18 protein-coding genes are annotated in these 16,839 nt (G+C 59.0%); 9 read left to right on the top strand and 9 right to left on the bottom strand.

The features are described 5' to 3' along the window. Positions 1 to 264: 264 nt before the first annotated feature. The 3 genes from HBO11_RS15770 (at position 265) to HBO11_RS15760 (ending at position 1,900) form a co-directional block, all read left to right on the top strand. Positions 265 to 522: a hypothetical protein gene (locus HBO11_RS15770; RefSeq protein WP_169953636.1), complete on the top strand. Its 258-nt coding sequence runs from the start codon at positions 265 to 267 to the stop codon at positions 520 to 522. A gap of 374 nt (positions 523 to 896) precedes the next feature. Continuing rightward, on the top strand, positions 897 to 1,166 hold the full coding sequence (locus HBO11_RS15765; RefSeq protein WP_169953634.1) for a hypothetical protein: 270 nt from the start codon (positions 897 to 899) through the stop codon (positions 1,164 to 1,166). 272 nt (positions 1,167 to 1,438) lie between these two features. Beyond that, the gene (locus HBO11_RS15760; protein ID WP_169953632.1) at positions 1,439 to 1,900 is read left to right on the top strand and encodes a hypothetical protein; all 462 of its coding nucleotides are present in this window, start codon (positions 1,439 to 1,441) and stop codon (positions 1,898 to 1,900) included. A 119-nt stretch (positions 1,901 to 2,019) separates the two neighbouring features. Here HBO11_RS15760 and fba read toward each other — a convergent pair whose 3' ends face one another. From fba to tkt, 6 genes are all read right to left on the bottom strand, one after another. Further along, positions 2,020 to 3,084: a class II fructose-bisphosphate aldolase gene (fba, locus tag HBO11_RS15755; protein ID WP_029297347.1), complete on the bottom strand. Its 1,065-nt coding sequence runs from the start codon at positions 3,082 to 3,084 to the stop codon at positions 2,020 to 2,022. A 279-nt stretch (positions 3,085 to 3,363) separates the two neighbouring features. Continuing rightward, positions 3,364 to 3,699 carry an MliC family protein gene (locus HBO11_RS15750; protein WP_169953630.1) on the bottom strand — a complete coding sequence of 112 codons (336 nt, stop codon included), beginning with the start codon at positions 3,697 to 3,699 and terminating at the stop codon, positions 3,364 to 3,366. A 60-nt stretch (positions 3,700 to 3,759) separates the two neighbouring features. Beyond that, entirely contained in the window at positions 3,760 to 3,981 is a 222-nt protein-coding gene (locus tag HBO11_RS15745; protein ID WP_169953628.1) for a hypothetical protein, read from the bottom strand. Positions 3,982 to 4,010: 29 nt separating this feature from the next. After that, a complete protein-coding gene (locus tag HBO11_RS15740) occupies positions 4,011 to 5,174 on the bottom strand; it encodes a phosphoglycerate kinase (protein WP_169953626.1) in 1,164 nt (387 codons plus the stop codon). Next, positions 5,171 to 6,256: an erythrose-4-phosphate dehydrogenase gene (gene epd, locus HBO11_RS15735; protein ID WP_169953624.1), complete on the bottom strand. Its 1,086-nt coding sequence runs from the start codon at positions 6,254 to 6,256 to the stop codon at positions 5,171 to 5,173. The genes HBO11_RS15740 and epd overlap by 4 nt, the downstream gene beginning before the upstream one ends. Before the next feature lie 122 nt (positions 6,257 to 6,378). Beyond that, positions 6,379 to 8,376 (bottom strand): transketolase, encoded by a 1,998-nt coding sequence (gene tkt, locus HBO11_RS15730; RefSeq protein WP_169953622.1) that lies wholly within the window; start codon positions 8,374 to 8,376, stop codon positions 6,379 to 6,381. Positions 8,377 to 8,649: 273 nt separating this feature from the next. Here tkt and HBO11_RS15725 point away from each other — a divergent pair, with 273 nt between their 5' ends. The 5 genes from HBO11_RS15725 to HBO11_RS15705 all read left to right on the top strand — a co-directional run bounded on the left by HBO11_RS15725 (position 8,650) and on the right by HBO11_RS15705 (position 13,707). Further along, positions 8,650 to 9,645 (top strand): metalloregulator ArsR/SmtB family transcription factor, encoded by a 996-nt coding sequence (locus tag HBO11_RS15725; RefSeq protein WP_169953620.1) that lies wholly within the window; start codon positions 8,650 to 8,652, stop codon positions 9,643 to 9,645. 19 nt (positions 9,646 to 9,664) lie between these two features. After that, positions 9,665 to 10,855 (top strand): methionine adenosyltransferase, encoded by a 1,191-nt coding sequence (metK, locus tag HBO11_RS15720; protein ID WP_169953618.1) that lies wholly within the window; start codon positions 9,665 to 9,667, stop codon positions 10,853 to 10,855. 251 nt (positions 10,856 to 11,106) lie between these two features. Beyond that, positions 11,107 to 11,454 carry a DUF1090 family protein gene (locus HBO11_RS15715; RefSeq protein WP_070993955.1) on the top strand — a complete coding sequence of 116 codons (348 nt, stop codon included), beginning with the start codon at positions 11,107 to 11,109 and terminating at the stop codon, positions 11,452 to 11,454. Between the two features lie 95 nt (positions 11,455 to 11,549). After that, positions 11,550 to 13,232, top strand: coding sequence for an NAD-dependent DNA ligase LigB (ligB, locus tag HBO11_RS15710; RefSeq protein WP_169953616.1), 1,683 nt, complete (start codon positions 11,550 to 11,552; stop codon positions 13,230 to 13,232). 79 nt (positions 13,233 to 13,311) lie between these two features. Beyond that, positions 13,312 to 13,707, top strand: a complete 396-nt coding sequence (locus tag HBO11_RS15705) for a DUF1090 domain-containing protein (RefSeq protein WP_169953614.1) — start codon at positions 13,312 to 13,314, stop codon at positions 13,705 to 13,707. Between the two features lie 18 nt (positions 13,708 to 13,725). On the opposite strand, the gene HBO11_RS15700 is transcribed toward HBO11_RS15705, so the two are convergent. Further along, on the bottom strand, positions 13,726 to 14,175 hold the full coding sequence (locus tag HBO11_RS15700; protein ID WP_169953612.1) for a cytochrome c: 450 nt from the start codon (positions 14,173 to 14,175) through the stop codon (positions 13,726 to 13,728). Positions 14,176 to 14,302: 127 nt separating this feature from the next. On the opposite strand from HBO11_RS15700, the gene HBO11_RS15695 reads away from it, so the two are divergent. After that, positions 14,303 to 15,484 carry an MltA domain-containing protein gene (locus HBO11_RS15695; RefSeq protein ID WP_169953610.1) on the top strand — a complete coding sequence of 394 codons (1,182 nt, stop codon included), beginning with the start codon at positions 14,303 to 14,305 and terminating at the stop codon, positions 15,482 to 15,484. Between the two features lie 102 nt (positions 15,485 to 15,586). On the opposite strand, the gene HBO11_RS15690 is transcribed toward HBO11_RS15695, so the two are convergent. Together HBO11_RS15690 and HBO11_RS15685 are read right to left on the bottom strand one after the other, a co-directional pair. Continuing rightward, the gene (locus HBO11_RS15690) at positions 15,587 to 15,973 is read right to left on the bottom strand and encodes an MAPEG family protein (protein ID WP_057960859.1); all 387 of its coding nucleotides are present in this window, start codon (positions 15,971 to 15,973) and stop codon (positions 15,587 to 15,589) included. 31 nt (positions 15,974 to 16,004) lie between these two features. Continuing rightward, positions 16,005 to 16,838 (bottom strand): EamA family transporter, encoded by an 834-nt coding sequence (locus tag HBO11_RS15685; RefSeq protein WP_169953608.1) that lies wholly within the window; start codon positions 16,836 to 16,838, stop codon positions 16,005 to 16,007. Position 16,839 lies beyond the last annotated feature (1 nt).

The raw sequence follows: 16,839 nt of genomic DNA, 5'->3' as shown, positions 1-16,839 counted from the left end.
ATCTCTGCGGGTTTTTTATTAATACCTAAAGCTTAGTTAACCCTGTTATTAATTTTAAATACCACTTCAAATTTACCGCTCTCACACAACTTACATTTCCTAATAACAACCATTCCAAAAAAATCTAAAAAACTGTCATTTCTTACAGATGAAAGCAACAGTTAACGCCCCTATCATTCTCCTCGCACCACCCAGGAAGGGTGAAGCTGGAAACCGGGATTTATCTAATTCACCCACCAACTTTATTTAATAAAGGAATATGCAATGACCATTTCAATCAACTATGCACAAAGCACTTCAACCGGGACCATTACCGTCGGTGGTACAGGCGCAGCACCAAATACTGTTCTAAACGTACAGCAAGCCAACACCGGATATCTCTATGGGCAAATGACCTCAAGTTATGATGGTAGTTTTGCTGGAACATTTGCAGGTGTACCTTCAGGCACACGACAAGACTTGACGATCTACGATACAACCATCGGTCGATACACGCCTTACTATTATGTAGACGTCCGATAAGAAGCATCCCTCTGAGCACTATAAAAGCAACCGAAGGAAGCTTGCTCAAACATCGCTACAAAAAAGCCCGCGTCGCTGCGGGCTTTTTCCATTGAGGATAAAGGGGACGGATCTTTTTTGGCACCATTTTTACTGCTATACGTCTACCCGATTACACGGGCGTGGGAGGATCGATGCCCAATCTGGCTAGAGTTGCATTGCCTAAAAACCCGCATCAGATGGTCCAGCGCAGCCATAACAAACAGATCTTATTAACCACAAGTGCAATCACGAAAAAATATAAAAAAGCCACCAATACTGTGAGATTTCACAGTAGAGACAGTTATAAAAAAAAACTACCTTAAGGACTCAGATCAATCCAGATGAGAAAAATCATGAAAAACTCAATCCTTACGAAGTTATTAAATTCAGGAAAAAACCTCACCCCGGCAGCTTTCCTTGCTTGCACCCTAGCGGTGTCTGCTCCAGCCCATGCACAGGAGGATACATACATATGCAATATATCGTTACCTGGCAACCCAATTTCAACTGTCAAAGCAACGTCTGCAAGTGAGGCAGAAAAAAAAGTAAAAGCGGAAATGGCGGGCACCGCCCAAAAAATTTACGGCATAACATCCCTTAATGTTACTTGCGTAAAAAAGTGAACAAGCCATAACGATAAAGAGGGTAAAGGGGACGGATCTGTTAGATTCCATAGAGTACTGACGCCCCATAAGGGTGGGTTAGTTAAATAGATCTGTCCCCATTATCGATATTCTTCCATTTTATCCTCAATAGCGAAAGAGTCTAAAGACTGCAGCTTTTGACAGGTTTAACTTGGTTTTTGTTGGTTTATTTTTGTTGTGTGGTCTTTGGTGATTAAGGATGAGCCACAAAGTGTGTTTATTTCGCTAACATTTAGGTGAGGTTTAAAGTCATGGAATATAATTTTGTACAAGCACCACATGTAGGCACTGCAACTGCAAGGGCTTTGGCTCACCGGGACTTTCTTAAAAATCCTGAAGACTCGACAAAGAAACTTTTTATATCTCTTGGGGGTTGGACACCGGAAGACCCTTTATCTTATGAAGAGACACAAGTGCTTCAGCAGCATGACCAACAATGGGCTGAATTTACTAATCATCATTACTTCTTTGAAGAAACCATCTCAGATGCTCAAAGAATCAGTTATATAGTCGGGCATCGCGTTGGAGACGAGTTTCCAGGCGTTACAGGCGCCGCTAATTATGAGGAACTGGCATCTGGGGTCTTGTCGCAATTAAGAGCCGGTACTTATAAACGAGGAAGTGGTGCTGCATATTCCTTGGATGATTTTGAAAAAAATGTGAAGGCGAGCAATAAAAGCAAGTTGAAATCAGGATGGTTGCGAAAAGAATGATTTTGCTGCGGTTTCGCCTTGCGTTGCCAGGTGTTTCACGCATCTATAAAAAACCCGCAGGAATCAGGCTGCGTTTTCACACAGCCTGAAGAGGCGGGTTTTTTATTAACACCTGAAGCTTAGTTAACCTTGGCGTTCAACTCACCTTTCAAGTACCGCTGGTACATCGCTTCCAACGACACAGGCTTGATCTTCGAAGCATTACCGGCAGTACCGAACGCTTCGTAACGCGCGATACATACATCACGCATCGCAGTCACAGTGGCACCGAAGAACTTACGCGGGTCGAACTCGCTCGGGTTGGTGGCCATCAGGCGACGCATCGCACCGGTGGAAGCCAGGCGCAGGTCGGTGTCGATGTTGACCTTGCGCACGCCGTGCTTGATGCCTTCGACGATTTCTTCAACCGGTACGCCGTAGGTTTCTTTGATGTCGCCGCCGTACTGGTTGATGATCGCCAGCCACTCTTGCGGTACCGAGGAAGAACCGTGCATCACCAGGTGGGTGTTGGGGATGCGTTTGTGGATTTCCTTGATGCGGTCGATGGCCAGTACGTCGCCAGTCGGTGGCTTGGTGAACTTGTAGGCGCCATGGCTGGTGCCGATGGCGATGGCCAGGGCATCGACCTGGGTGCGCTTGACGAAGTCAGCGGCTTCTTCGGGGTCGGTCAGCATCTGGCTGTGATCCAGCACGCCTTCGGCGCCGATGCCGTCTTCTTCACCGGCCATGCCGGTTTCCAGGGAACCCAGGCAGCCCAGCTCACCTTCTACCGACACACCGCAGGCGTGAGCCAGGGCGACGGTTTGTTGGGTGACACGCACGTTGTAGTCGTAGTCGGTCGGGGTCTTGCCGTCTTCACCGAGGGAGCCGTCCATCATTACCGAGCTGAAGCCCAGTTGGATCGAGCGCTGGCACACGTCAGGACTGGTGCCGTGGTCCTGGTGCATGCACACCGGGATGTGTGGGAATTCTTCGATTGCCGCAAGGATCAGGTGACGCAGGAACGGCGCACCGGCGTATTTGCGGGCACCGGCCGAAGCCTGGACGATCACTGGGGAGTCGGTCTTGTCAGCGGCTTCCATGATGGCGCGCATCTGCTCAAGGTTGTTGACGTTAAAGGCTGGGACGCCGTAGCCGAACTCGGCTGCGTGGTCCAGCATTTGACGCATGCTGATAAGTGCCATTGTGTTGTCTCTCCCGGTCGAGGGTCGTTAATCGTGCAAGCCTGCCGTAGCGGCGGCTGCTATTCAAGTTATTGCAGATCAAGGCGTTGAGCCTTGGCCTGCTGAATCGTTATTGCTACTGGGGCTGACCCAAATTCCAATCTGGAACCGAAACATGTGGGAGCTGGCTTGCCTGCGATCGCGGTGTGCCAGACACCGAATTCGCCAACTGCGCCACCGCTTTCGCGGGCAAGGTCGCTCCCACATTTGGATATCATTTATGTTGAGACCGTGTTCTTTCTATTGGGCCTTGCAGCCCCGGCCGATCAAATCATCGGTGGCCACCCAGTAAACCAGGCCTTCCTCACCTTTGGTGTGAAACGCCAGCCGTTCATTGCTGTACAGCGCGCCGGAGGCCGCCACGTCTTCCTTGAGGCGATAGACCTGGTCGGAGCCGCCGAGGCGCACATCCACCTGCTTGTGGTCGGTATCGACAAACCGCCAGTTCACCTGGGCCTGGCTGTCGCATACCCAGGTGGTCCATGGTGCTTGCTGCGGTTGTGCCTTGTTGAACATGTTCAGGTTGGCACAACCGGCCAGTAGAGCCAGTGCTGCCAGGGCGATAACGCCTTTCATTGCCAATCCTCGAACGGCGGCCTGGGGCCGCCACTGCTGTCGGTTAGTGAATCAGACCCATCAAGGGCAACCCTGTTCCTTACCTTTGGGCGGGGAGTCGTATTTCTCCAGCCCGTCGGGCCCTATGCGCTTGCTGATCACCGGCATGGTTTCAGCCTGCCAGTCGGCCTGGTAGCAGCCCTTGTGCGGCGCAGCCCCCGGTGCCTCTGGCGGCGCCTTGGGCGCGCTGCCGCAGCCGGCCAACAGGCCTGCTGCAATCACCAGCGCGAATGGCTTGATCATGGGAATGCTCCTTTTCCAGACCGCAGGCCTCAGCCCTTGGCTCGACTTTCCAGCACTTCAACGGCTGGCAGCACCTTGCCTTCGACGAACTCAAGGAACGCGCCACCACCGGTAGAAATGTAGGAGATCTGCTCAGCAACGCCATATTTATCGATGGCCGCCAGGGTGTCGCCACCGCCGGCAATGGAGAATGCCGAACTTTCGGCAATTGCCTTGGCCAGCACTTTGGTGCCGTTGCCGAACTGGTCGAACTCGAACACACCCACCGGGCCGTTCCACAGGATAGTCCGGGAGGCTTTCAGCAGCTCAGCGAAGTTCGCAGCAGTTTGTGGGCCGATGTCCAGGATCATGTCGTCTGCCGCCACGTCGGCGATCAGCTTGACGGTCGCTTCGGCGCTTTCAGCGAATTCCTTGGCTACTACCACGTCCACCGGCAGTGGCACGCTGACCTTGGCCGCGATGGCGCGGGCAGTGTCCAGCAGGTCCGGCTCGTACAGGGATTTGCCTACCGGATGGCCAGCAGCCGCCAGGAAGGTGTTGGCAATGCCGCCGCCCACGATCAACTGGTTGCAGATCTGGCTCAGGCTGTTGAGCACGTCCAGCTTGGTCGACACCTTGGAGCCCGCCACGATGGCGGCCATTGGCTGGGCCGGTGCGCCCAGGGCCTTGCCCAGTGCGTCCAGCTCGGCAGCCAGCAACGGGCCAGCAGCGGCCACCTTGGCGAACTTGGCTACGCCATGGGTCGAACCCTCGGCGCGGTGCGCGGTGCCGAACGCATCCATCACGAACACGTCACACAGCGCAGCATATTGCTGGGCCAGTTCGTCGCTGTTCTTTTTCTCGCCCTTGTTGAAACGCACGTTTTCGAACAGCACGATGTCGCCGGCCTTGACGTCGACGCCGCCCAGGTAATCAGCCACCAGCGGCACTTCGCGGCCCAGGGCCTTGCTCAGGTAATCGGCTACAGGCTTGAGGCTATTTTCGGCGGAGAACTCACCTTCGGTCGGACGACCCAGGTGGGAGCAGACCATTACGGCCGCGCCTTTTTCCAGGGCCAGCTTGATGGTCGGCAGCGAGGCAAGGATGCGCGCATCGCTGGTGACCACACCGTCCTTGACTGGGACGTTGAGGTCTTCGCGGATCAATACGCGCTTACCTTGCAGATCGAGGTCGGACATCTTCAACACGGTCATGGTCGCAGTTCCTGAATTGCTTGATTTTGAAAGGCTGATTTTGCAGAAGCGATGTGCAGATAATGTTCCGCAACATCCAGCATGCGGTTGGCAAAGCCCCATTCGTTATCGAACCAGGCCAGGATGTTCACCAGCCTCGGGCCGGAAACACGGGTCTGGCTGGCATCGACGATGGCCGAATGCGGGTCATGGTTGAAATCACAACTGGCGTGGGGCAACTCGGTGTAGGCCAACAGGCCTTTGAGCGGGCCGCTGGTGGCGGCGTCGCGCAAGATCCGGTTGACCTCGCCGGCGTCGGTGTCACTGACGGTTTGCATGGTGATATCCAGGCACGACACGTTCACCGTCGGCACGCGCACTGCTTTGGCCTGGATTCGCCCGGCAAGTTCCGGCAGCAGGCGTTCGATACCACGGGCCAGGCCGGTGGACACCGGAATCACCGACTGGAACGCCGAACGGGTGCGGCGCAGGTCTTCATGGTGGTAGGCGTCGATCACCGGCTGGTCGTTCATCGCCGAGTGAATGGTGGTGATCGACACATATTCCAGGCCAATTGCCTGGTCCAGCAGACGCAACAGCGGCACGCCGCAGTTGGTGGTGCAGGAGGCGTTGGACACCAGCAACTCGTCACCGGTCAGGCAGTCCTGGTTGACGCCGTAGACGATGGTGGCGTCGACATCCGCCTCGCTGGCCATCGGCTGGGAAAACAGCACGCGCGGCGCACCGGCGTCGAGGAATCGCTGGCCATCGGCACGGGTGTGGTAGGCACCGGAGCATTCCAGTACCAGGTCGACGCCCAGCGCCGCCCAGTCGATGCCCTCGGGCGTGGCACTGCGCAAAACTTTCACGCAGTTGCCATTGATATGCAGACAATCGCCGTCGATCCGCACTTCGCCGGGGAACCGGCCGTGGGTGGAGTCGAAGCGTGTCAGGTATTCGATGCTGGCCATGTCGGCCAGATCGTTGATTGCGACAATTTCAAACCCGGCCGCCGCCCCTCGCTCGAACAGCGCACGCAAGACGCAACGACCAATCCGGCCGTAGCCGTTGAGTGCAACTTTGTAGGGACGGGGTTCAGGCATGGGGTTCTCGATCAATATGTTCCATCGCTATCGCGGGCAAGCCCGCTCCCACATTAGACCGCGATCCAAATGTGGGAGCGGGCTTGCCCGCGATGGCGCCAGTACAGACAACGCAGACTGACTTAGTCTTCCAGCAGCTCTTCAGCCTGACCCAGGATGTTTTCCAGGGTGAAACCGAACTCTTCGAACAACGCTGGCGCCGGCGCCGACTCACCATAGGTAGTCATGCCGATCACGCGACCTTCCAGGCCCACGTACTTGTACCAGTAGTCGGCGTGCGCCGCTTCAATGGCGATACGCGCGCTGACCTGCAACGGCAGGACCGATTGCTTGTAGTCCGCGTCCTGGGCTTCGAACACGCTGGTGCACGGCATGGACACAACGCGCACGTTACGGCCTTGGGCAGTCAGCTTGTCGTAGGCCTGAACGGTCAGGCCCACTTCGGAACCGGTGGAGATCAGGATCAGCTCCGGCTCGCCGATGCAGTCCTTGAGCACGTAGCCACCACGGCTGATAGCGGCGATCTGCGCGTCGGTACGCGCCTGGTGCTGCAGGTTCTGGCGGGAGAAGATCAGCGCCGAAGGGCCGTCCTTGCGCTCGATCGCGTGCTTCCAGGCCACGGCCGATTCCACTGCGTCGGCTGGGCGCCAGCAATCCAGGTTCGGCGTGGTACGCAGGCTGGTCAGTTGCTCGACCGGCTGGTGCGTCGGGCCGTCTTCGCCCAGGCCGATGGAGTCGTGGGTGTACACGTGGATCACGCGCTTCTTCATCAGCGCCGCCATGCGTACGGCATTGCGTGCGTATTCCATGAACATCAGGAAGGTCGCGCCGTAAGGCACCAGGCCGCCGTGCAGGGCAACGCCGTTCATGATGGCGCTCATGCCGAACTCGCGCACGCCGTAGTACATGTAGTTGCCGCTGGCGTCTTCAGCCGAGACACCTTTGCAACCTTTCCACAGGGTCAGGTTGGAACCGGCCAGGTCAGCCGAACCGCCAAGCAGCTCAGGCAGCAGTGGGCCGTAGGCATTCAGCGCGTTCTGGCTGGCTTTGCGGCTGGCGATGGTTTCGCCTTTGGCGGCCACTTCTGCGATGTACTCGTCGGCCTTGGCCGAGAAGTCCAGCGGCAGGTCGCCATTGAGGCGGCTCATCAGCTCATTGGCCAATGCCGGGAATTGGGCGGCGTAGGCTTCAAAACGCTGGTCCCACTCGGCTTCAGCGGCGCGGCCGGCTTCCTTGGCGTCCCACTCGGCGTAGATATCAGCCGGGATTTCGAACGGGCCGTAGTTCCACTTCAGCGCTTCGCGGGTCAGGGCGATTTCCGCGTCACCCAGTGGGGCGCCGTGGCAGTCTTCCTTGCCTTGCTTGTTCGGCGAACCGAAGCCAATGGTGGTCTTGCAGCAGATCAGCGTCGGCTGCTCGCTTTTGCGCGCCGTTTCGATGGCCGTCTTGATCTCTTCCGGATCGTGGCCGTCAACATTGCGGATGACCTGCCAGTTGTAGGCTTCGAAACGCTTTGGCGTGTCGTCGGTGAACCAGCCTTCGACTTCGCCATCGATGGAGATGCCGTTGTCATCGTAGAAAGCAATCAGCTTGCCCAGGCCCAGGGTACCTGCCAGGGAACTGACTTCGTGGGAAATGCCTTCCATCATGCAGCCATCACCCAGGAACACATAGGTGTGGTGGTCGACAACGTTATGGCCTGGACGGTTGAACTGCGCCGCCAGGACTTTTTCGGCCAGGGCGAAGCCCACGGCGTTGGCCAGGCCTTGGCCCAGGGGACCGGTGGTGGTCTCGACGCCAGGGGTGTAGCCGAATTCCGGGTGGCCCGGGGTGCGGCTGTGCAGTTGGCGGAACTGCTTGAGGTCGTCGATGGACAGGTCGTAGCCGGTCAGGTGCAGCAACGAATAGATCAACATCGAGCCATGGCCGTTGGACAGCACGAAGCGGTCACGGTCGGCGAACGAGGGGTTGCTCGGGTTGTGTTTCAGGTAGTCACGCCAAAGTACCTCGGCGATATCCGCCATGCCCATCGGGGCACCGGGATGGCCGCTGTTGGCTTTTTGCACGGCATCCATGCTGAGGGCACGAATGGCGTTGGCACGCTCACGACGGCTGGGCATCGCTGATCTCCTGAGGATATTGAATCGAGAGTGAATAAAAGAAACGGAAAAAAGGACCGGCATTTTCCCTCAGCCAAGGCCTTAGGGGCAATGACAGATACCGACATATGTAGGTTTTTCCTGTGGTTTGGACTGCATTGGCAGCAAGAACACTTCCCGCCGTTCGTCTAAAGGTTATAGCGCCTGCTTATAACCACCGATTATCGACCAATATCAAAACTTTTTGATATTGGCCTTGCGAGGATTTGACCTCATCACTAGACTGCTGGCCTTATGAACTTACCTGCGCCTTCCATTCGCCCCGACGACTGCGATGAGCTGGCGGCCCTGTGCAAGGCCGGCGGCGATCCGCTGCGCCTGAATGTACTGCGCGCCCTGGCCAACGACTCGTTTGGCGTATTGGAACTGGCACGGATCTTTGCCATTGGCCAGTCCGGTATGAGCCATCACCTGAAAGTGCTGGCCCAGGCCGACCTGGTGGCCACCCGCCGTGAAGGCAACGCGATTTTTTACCGTCGCGCCCTGCCCCACACCGACTTGCTGGGTGGCAAGCTGCACGCTGCATTGCTCGAAGAAGTGGACAACCTGGCCCTGCCGGCTGACGTCCAATCGCGGATCGCACAGGTCCACGGGCAACGCGCCGCCGCCAGCCAGGACTTTTTCTCACGGGTGGCGGACAAATTTCGCGCCCAGCAGGACCTGATTGCCGGGCTGCCTCAATACCGCGAAAGCGTATTGGCGCTGCTCGACAAACTGGGCTTCAGCCAGGCTGCCACGGCGCTGGAAGTCGGCCCGGGCGATGGCGGGTTCCTGCCAGACCTGGCACGCCGCTTCCACCAGGTGACGGCGCTGGACAACAGCCCGGCCATGCTGGAACTGGCGCGCCAGCTGTGCGAGCGCGAGCACTTGGGCAACGTCAGCCTGCGGCTGGCCGATGCCTTGAATGATGTAGGGCTGCAAGCCGATTGCGTGGTGCTGAACATGGTCTTGCACCATTTCGCCGCCCCGGCCGATGCCCTCAAACAAATGGCCGGTTTGCTGCAACCGGGCGGCAGTCTTTTGGTAACCGATTTATGCAGCCACAACCAGAGTTGGGCCAGGGAGGCCTGCGGTGATCTATGGTTGGGGTTTGAACAGGACGATCTGGCCCGTTGGGCCACCGCTGCGGGACTCGTTCCCGGGGAAAGCCTCTATGTAGGCTTACGTAATGGTTTCCAGATTCAGGTCCGCCACTTTCAGCGGCCAACTGGCGACACTCACCATCGGTAAATATCAGGAAAACATCGAGATGAGCGAATATTCCCTTTTCACCTCCGAGTCCGTGTCTGAAGGGCATCCGGACAAAATCGCCGACCAGATTTCTGATGCGGTGCTGGACGCCATCATTGCTGAAGACAAGTTCGCCCGCGTGGCGTGCGAGACGCTGGTGAAAACGGGCGTGGCGATCATCGCCGGTGAAGTCACCACGTCGGCCTGGGTCGACCTGGAGCAGATCGTCCGTGACGTGATCACCGACATCGGCTACACCAGCTCCGACGTCGGCTTCGACGGCGCGACCTGCGGCGTGATGAACATCATCGGCAAGCAGTCGCCCGACATCAACCAGGGTGTGGACCGTGCCAAGCCAGAAGACCAGGGCGCCGGCGACCAGGGCCTGATGTTCGGCTACGCCAGCAACGAAACCGACGTACTGATGCCTGCGCCGATCACCTTCTCCCACCAGTTGGTCAAGCGCCAGGCCGAAGCCCGTAAATCCGGCCTGCTGCCTTGGTTGCGCCCGGACGCCAAGTCCCAGGTGACCTGCCGTTACGAAGGCGGCAAAGTGGTGGGCATCGACGCCGTGGTGCTGTCGACCCAGCACAACCCGGAAGTCTCCTACAAAGACCTGCGCGAAGGCGTGATGGAGCTGATCGTCAAGCACGTGCTGCCTGCCGAGCTGCTGACCAAGGACACCCAGTTCCATATCAACCCGACCGGCCAGTTCATCATTGGTGGCCCGGTAGGCGACTGCGGCCTGACCGGTCGCAAGATCATCGTCGACAGCTACGGCGGCATGGCCCGTCACGGCGGTGGCGCGTTCTCCGGCAAGGATCCATCCAAGGTTGACCGCTCGGCCGCCTACGCCGGTCGTTATGTGGCCAAGAACATCGTTGCCGCCGGGCTGGCCGAACGCTGCGAGATTCAGGTGTCCTACGCCATTGGTGTGGCCCAGCCTACGTCGATCTCGCTGAACACCTTCGGCACCGGCAAGATCAGCGACGACAAGATCGTCAAGCTGGTGCGTGAGATTTTCGACCTGCGTCCGTACGCAATCACCACCATGCTCGACCTGCTGCACCCGATGTACCAGGAAACCGCGGCCTACGGCCACTTCGGCCGTACCCCTGAACAGAAGACCGTCGGCGACGACACCTTCACCACGTTCACCTGGGAAAAAACCGACCGCGCCGACGACCTGCGCAGCGCTGCCGGCCTGTAATCGCAGCATGTAGCACCCAAGGCCCCGCCGGGTATTCCCGGCGGGGCTTTTTGTTGCGCTTTTTTACAGGCGCCGATGAGCACGCGACGGCGAACCTGGCAAATAGTTCACATTTATTGGATCCAAACCTTGCAGGCAAAATGATGGCCCACTAGAATCCGCGCCCTCCCGAGCGCTCAACCACATTGGATATTGCATTGCGCCCGCTCGGGACAGCCAAGTGCGCAGGCAATCGAACATTGAGGTTTTTCATGCGTATTTCCACGTTCGCCCCTGCCGCCGTCCTGTTCAGCCTGTTCGCCCTGCCAGTGCAAGCCGCTGACCTGAGCGGCCTGACTGGCGCCCTGACTTCCCAGTTGGGCGGCGCAACCGGCAACTGCGAAAAACAGAGCCAGGAGCTGCAAGCCAAGGTCGATGCCGCCAAAGCCAATGGCGAAGACCTGAAAGTGAAGGCCATGCAGGCTGCACTGGATCAGGTAAACAAAGGTTGCAAAAAAGTCGGTGAGTCCCAGGGCAAGCTCGACGAAGCCTCGCAAAAGCAGCAGGCCAAGGCAGACAGCAACGACACCGTGAAAGCCCTGGGCGGTCTGTTCAAGTAAGCAGAAACACCCGGTAAAAAGCCTCGCGCCTGCGGGGCTTTTTTATGGGCGTCTGCCTGCTTTAGGCTGGCCCCCCCTTCAGAGCAAGGATGCTCATGATGCCGCCACGCCTGCTGACCTACCTGCTGTTGATGCTCTTCCCTCTCATCGCCTGGGCGCAGGGCTGCCCGGACTGGCCACTGAACAAGGCCCAGGACGAAATAACCGCTCTGCAACGGCAAATCGGCCTGTGGGATGACAGTTACCATCGGCTCGGCCAATCCCTGATCAGCGACGAGCTCTACGATCAGGCCCGCATACGCCTGGAGCAATGGCGGGGTTGCTTCGCACAGGCACCGTCATCTGCCGACAACCCCCTGTCCAGCGCGCGCGGCACTGTTGCCCACCCAGTCGCGCATACAGGCCTTGAGAAGCTGGTCAACGACCGCGCCGTGGCAGACTGGATCAGCACACGCCGCGACCTGTGGGTACAACCCAAGGTCGATGGTGTGGCGGTGACCCTGGTCTATCGCGCAGGGCGCCTGGTCCAGGTCATCAGCCGCGGCGACGGCCTGTTCGGCCAGGACTGGACCGCCTCGGCCCGCAACATTCCAGGCATCGTGCAACAGCTGCCCGAGGCCATCGACCTGCTCTTGCAGGGCGAGCTGTATTGGCGCCTGGGCGCCCACATACAAGGGGAGACGGGCGGCATGAATGCCCGCAGTAAAGTCTCCGGGCTGATGAACCGCCAACACCTGAGTGACGCCGACGCCGCAGGTATCGGCCTGTTTGTCTGGGCCTGGCCCCATGGGCCGGCGGACCTCAAGCAGCAGTTGGACAGCCTCGAACGCTGGGGTTTTGGCGATAGCCAGCGTTACAGCCAGCCCATCGACACCTTCGAACAGGCACGGCACTGGCGAACTTTCTGGCATGAACATCCATTGCCCTTCGCCACTGATGGCGTGGTGCTGCACCACAGCCAGCGCGCCCCGGCCGAACGCTGGCAGGCCAGTACGCCGTATTGGGCTGTTGCCTGGAAATACCCGGTCATCAAAGCCCTGGCCCATGTTCGCCATGTGCAGTTCAAAATCGGCCGCACCGGCCGTATCACTCCGATCCTGGAACTGGACCCGGTGCTGCTCGACGACCGTCAGATCAAACGCGTCAGCATCGGCTCCTTGAAGCGCTGGCAGGAATTGGATATCCGCCCAGGCGACCAGGTGTCCATCAGCCTCGCCGGCCAAGTGATCCCAAGGCTCGACCAGGTCATCCTGCGCAGCTATCCACGGGTCGATGTCGCGGTGCCGGTAGCCAGCAATTTCCATCACCTGAGCTGCTGGCAATTGGCCCCGGCCTGCGAGGAGCAACTGCTGGCCCGGCTGACCTGGCTCAGCGGCAAGCAAGGGCTGGACCTGCCACACATTGGCCGCGAGACCTGGAATGGCTTGATCCAGGCCGGGCAAATCAGTGGTTTGGTGGATTGGTTGAACCTTGATGAGACAGAGCTTGCTACCATTGACGGATTCGGCGACCGCAGCAGTGCGCGCCTGCTTGCGAGCCTGCAAGTGGCGCGCCAGCGACCGTTCGCGCAATGGCTGATGGCGCTTGGGGTTCCACCTACCGCCCGCAATAACCTGGCGGGCGGCTGGCATGCCCTGGCTGCGCGAGACACTCAAGCCTGGCAGGCCGAAGCAGGAATCGGCCCGGGGCGCGCGGCGCAATTGAGCGCCTTTTTTCGCGACCCCCAGGTGGTGGCTATGAGTGAAACACTGCGGGCTGCCGGGATAGATGGCTTTTAGTCCCGACCCGCCAATTTAATCGGTGCCAGCAGAAATCATCCTGCCCACCTGACAACGATCTGTTTACTTTGGAGTTTCCATGAAATTTCTTGCACCGCTTGCCCTGTTGACCGTTACCAGCTTCCTCGCCACGCCATTGCTGGCTGCCGAGACAGCCCCGCAACTGACCGGTTGCGCCGCCAAGCGCCAGGCCATCAGCCTGCAGATCGAACAAGCCAAGGCCCACGGCAACAGTGAGCAACAAGCCGGCCTGGAAAAAGCCTTGAGCGAAGTCACCACCCACTGCACCGATGCCTCCCTGAAAAAGGAACGCGAGAACAAGGTGCTGGACGCCAAGCACGAAGTCAGCCGCCGTCAGGCCGACCTCGACAAGGCCATGAAAAAGGGCGACTCCGAGAAGATCAACAAGCGTAAGGACAAGCTCGCCGAATCGCGCAAAGAGCTGCAGCAAGCTCTCGACGACCTGGACAAGTAAGGCGCAGCCAATCGAGCCTCAATGGTCGCGAAACTGCTTATGACAGGCGCTGCAGGCATCTTCGACTTTCTGCACCGCAGGCTTCAGGTCACTGGCTTTGTAAGGCTGCACCTGGCTGGCGATCACCAATTCACCGGTGGCCGCCTCAAGGTTGCGCGCCAGTTCCTGGAACTGGGCCTGTTTTTGCCATACGTCGTCCTTGGCGCTGGTGTGATCTTCTTCGCGCACCGTTGGAAAGTGCTTCCACGGCTCATGGGACAAAGCGTCAAGCTTGACCGCACCTTCGGCAAATTTGGCCCCGTCGAACGGGATGCGGCCACGCAGCATGCCGCCCAGGTCTTCGCCCGTCTTGAGCATCTGCTTGAAGATGGCCTTGCGCTGGCCCAATGGCGAGTTCGGGTCAACGCCACCGCAAGCGGTCAGCGTCAGGCAGGCCAGCAATACAACAGTCAGTTTTTTAAAAGTCATGGTGGCTCAGGGTTACGGGAAACGGCGGCCAGTATCCTCGCCCCGCCCGCAAAGACCAATAGCCCTATTAATAATATGGATGCTTGCGCCGCACCCTGCGCAGGCAATCGCCTTGGGAATTACTTGCATGAATAACCTGTTTAACCCCTGGAGCCGCCGGCTGGCATGGGCTCTGCCGATGATCGCACTACTCGCCGGATGCGACGGCGGCAACGCTCCGGCACCCAAACCTGAGCCAGAAAAACCCCATGCTGTGGCGACCTACGTCAGTGCCACCTGGGAAGACCTGCCGGTGGTTTCGGACAGCGACCTGCAAGCTGGCTTCGAATCCTGGCGTAGTGCCTGCCAACGCCTGAAGAACGATCCGGTGTGGGGCGCCACCTGCGCTGCAGCGGTCAATGTGCCGGGCAATGCCGGGGATATCCGTGGCTTCCTCAAGCAGCAGTTGGACGTCTATGGCTTGCGCTCGGCGGACAACACGCCCAATGGCCTGATCACCGGCTATTACGAACCGGTCTACCCGGGCAGCCTCACCGAAACCAAGACCGCCCACGTGCCGGTGTTTGGGGTGCCGGACGACCTGATCATCGTCAACCTGGAAAGCATCTACCCCGAACTCAAGGGCAAACGCCTGCGCGGGCGCCTGGAAGGCCGGGTACTCAAGCCCTATGACGATGCCGGCACCATCAACCAGCAAGGCTCCAGTGCCAAGCCTATTGCCTGGCTGACCCACCCGATGGACCTGCAATTTCTGCAAATCCAGGGTTCTGGCCGCATCCAGCTGGCTGACGGTCGTCAGTTGCGCGTGGGCTATGCCGACCAGAACGGCTTCCCGTATCGCCCTATCGGCCGCTGGCTGGTGGAGCAAGGCGAGTTGAAGAAAGACGAAGTGAGCATGGGCGCGATCAGTGCCTGGGCCAAGGCCCATCCTGAGCGGATCCCGGAACTGTTGGCGAGCAACCCCAGCTACGTCTTCTTCAGCACCCGCCCCGACAGCAATGAAGGCCCGCGCGGCTCGCTGAATGTGCCGCTGACCGCCGGCTACAGCGTGGCCGTGGACCGCAAGGTCATCCCGCTGGGCAGCCTGTTGTGGCTGTCGACCACCCGCCCCGATGGCGCGCCGGTCGTACGGCCGGTAGCGGCCCAGGATACCGGCGGCGCGATTGTCGGCGAGGTACGTGCGGACCTGTTCTGGGGCACCGGTGATGCGGCGGGCGAGTTGGCCGGGAACATGAAGCAGCAGGGCCAGATCTGGATGTTGTGGCCCAAGGGTACGGCGCTGCCTCAAGTGCCGGATGCGCCTTTGTAGGAACCGGCTGGCCGGCGATGGCGGTTTGAAATCCGACATCGCGGGTGCACGTGCTGGCGTCATCGCTGGCAAGCCAGCTCCCACAAGGGCTGGCTGCGTGCCTTAGATCGAGACGAAGAAGAAACTCGCAATCAACGCCATGCCCACGAACCACACCAGCGAACGCAAGATCGCCCAGTCCGCCAGGTAGCAGATGATGTACAGCAGGCGGCTGGTGATAAACAGCACCGCCAGTACGTTGATGGTCACCAGTTCCGCGTTGCCGGCCAGGTGGGCAATGATCACCGCAGCGGCAAACGCCGGGGTCACTTCGAAGCTGTTGAGCTGTGCACTATGGGCGCGCTTGGCGAAGCCTTCGAGGGTTTCGAGGAAGGCCCGGGGGTCATGGTTCTGCCGGGGGCCGAACTTGCCACCACTGAACTTGGCCACGCCGGTACACAGGTAAGGCAGAAAAATTGCGATCAACACACACCAGAAAGCGACAGTCATCACTCATTCCTTTTTTAGTTTTATCCGCTGGTTAGAGTTTCATCACGAGCATGCCGATCAGTACCAACCCACAGGCTAAGAGCCGGGAGCGGCCGAAAGGTTCTTTCAGGTAACGCATGCCGAACAACACCACCAGGATCACGCTGACTTCCCGCAGCGCGGCGGCCTCGGCAATCGAGCCCAACTGCATGGCCCAAAGCACCAGAGCGTAGCTCAACAACACGCACAATCCCACGCTCAGCCCCAACCGCCATTGTGTGCGCCAGAACAGGCTGAACGCCGCACGCTTGCGCACCATGGCCAACAATGGAAACGGCCAGGCGCTGAGCAGGGTCACCCAGACCAGGTAGTCCAATGGGTGCGACCAGCGCCGCAGCGCCTGACCATCGAGGAAGGTATAGCAGCCGATGCACAGGCCGATCAGCGCCACCACCGGCAACATCGACCACGGCAACCGATCCCCACCACCGCCATGCCACAACAGGCACAACATGCCGAGCGGGATCAGCAGGATGCCGACAATCTGCTGGGTACTGAGTACCTCCCCGGCAAACACCAGGGTCAACGCCAGCACCACCAGCGGCGATAAGCCGCGCATCAGCGGATACACCAACCCCAGGTCACCGACGCGGTAGGCCTGGATCAGCAGGTAGCGGTAGAGCAACTCGAACAGCGCCGAGGCGATGATCCACGGCCAGATTTCCAAGGGCGGCAGCGACACAAATCCTACCGCCAATAGCACAAACAGCAGCGCAACGCTGTCCATGCAGGCGATCACCAACAGGCGTTCGCCGCTGAATTTGATCAAGGTGTTCCACGTCGCATGCAACAGTGCCGCTATCAGTACCAAGACTGTCGCAAGCAAT

Origin of the sequence: Pseudomonas sp. WS 5010 (genome assembly GCF_012985565.1) — a bacterium.
Lineage (GTDB): Bacteria > Pseudomonadota > Gammaproteobacteria > Pseudomonadales > Pseudomonadaceae > Aquipseudomonas.
The sequence above is the reverse complement of the archived record's forward strand: the minus strand, read 5'-3'. Positions and strand labels throughout refer to the sequence as shown.

Excerpts from the sequence above, each read along its gene's own strand:
- HBO11_RS15770 (WP_169953636.1), top strand. The coding sequence starts at position 265 with ATGACCATTTCAATCAACTATGCACAAAGCACTTCAACCGGGACCATT.
- HBO11_RS15765 (WP_169953634.1), top strand. The coding sequence starts at position 897 with ATGAAAAACTCAATCCTTACGAAGTTATTAAATTCAGGAAAAAACCTC.
- HBO11_RS15760 (WP_169953632.1), top strand. The coding sequence starts at position 1,439 with ATGGAATATAATTTTGTACAAGCACCACATGTAGGCACTGCAACTGCA.
- fba (WP_029297347.1), bottom strand. The coding sequence starts at position 3,084 with ATGGCACTTATCAGCATGCGTCAAATGCTGGACCACGCAGCCGAGTTC.
- HBO11_RS15750 (WP_169953630.1), bottom strand. The coding sequence starts at position 3,699 with ATGAAAGGCGTTATCGCCCTGGCAGCACTGGCTCTACTGGCCGGTTGT.
- HBO11_RS15745 (WP_169953628.1), bottom strand. The coding sequence starts at position 3,981 with ATGATCAAGCCATTCGCGCTGGTGATTGCAGCAGGCCTGTTGGCCGGC.
- HBO11_RS15740 (WP_169953626.1), bottom strand. The coding sequence starts at position 5,174 with ATGACCGTGTTGAAGATGTCCGACCTCGATCTGCAAGGTAAGCGCGTA.
- epd (WP_169953624.1), bottom strand. The coding sequence starts at position 6,256 with ATGCCTGAACCCCGTCCCTACAAAGTTGCACTCAACGGCTACGGCCGG.
- tkt (WP_169953622.1), bottom strand. The coding sequence starts at position 8,376 with ATGCCCAGCCGTCGTGAGCGTGCCAACGCCATTCGTGCCCTCAGCATG.
- HBO11_RS15725 (WP_169953620.1), top strand. The coding sequence starts at position 8,650 with ATGAACTTACCTGCGCCTTCCATTCGCCCCGACGACTGCGATGAGCTG.
- metK (WP_169953618.1), top strand. The coding sequence starts at position 9,665 with ATGAGCGAATATTCCCTTTTCACCTCCGAGTCCGTGTCTGAAGGGCAT.
- HBO11_RS15715 (WP_070993955.1), top strand. The coding sequence starts at position 11,107 with ATGCGTATTTCCACGTTCGCCCCTGCCGCCGTCCTGTTCAGCCTGTTC.
- ligB (WP_169953616.1), top strand. The coding sequence starts at position 11,550 with ATGATGCCGCCACGCCTGCTGACCTACCTGCTGTTGATGCTCTTCCCT.
- HBO11_RS15705 (WP_169953614.1), top strand. The coding sequence starts at position 13,312 with ATGAAATTTCTTGCACCGCTTGCCCTGTTGACCGTTACCAGCTTCCTC.
- HBO11_RS15700 (WP_169953612.1), bottom strand. The coding sequence starts at position 14,175 with ATGACTTTTAAAAAACTGACTGTTGTATTGCTGGCCTGCCTGACGCTG.
- HBO11_RS15695 (WP_169953610.1), top strand. The coding sequence starts at position 14,303 with ATGAATAACCTGTTTAACCCCTGGAGCCGCCGGCTGGCATGGGCTCTG.
- HBO11_RS15690 (WP_057960859.1), bottom strand. The coding sequence starts at position 15,973 with ATGACTGTCGCTTTCTGGTGTGTGTTGATCGCAATTTTTCTGCCTTAC.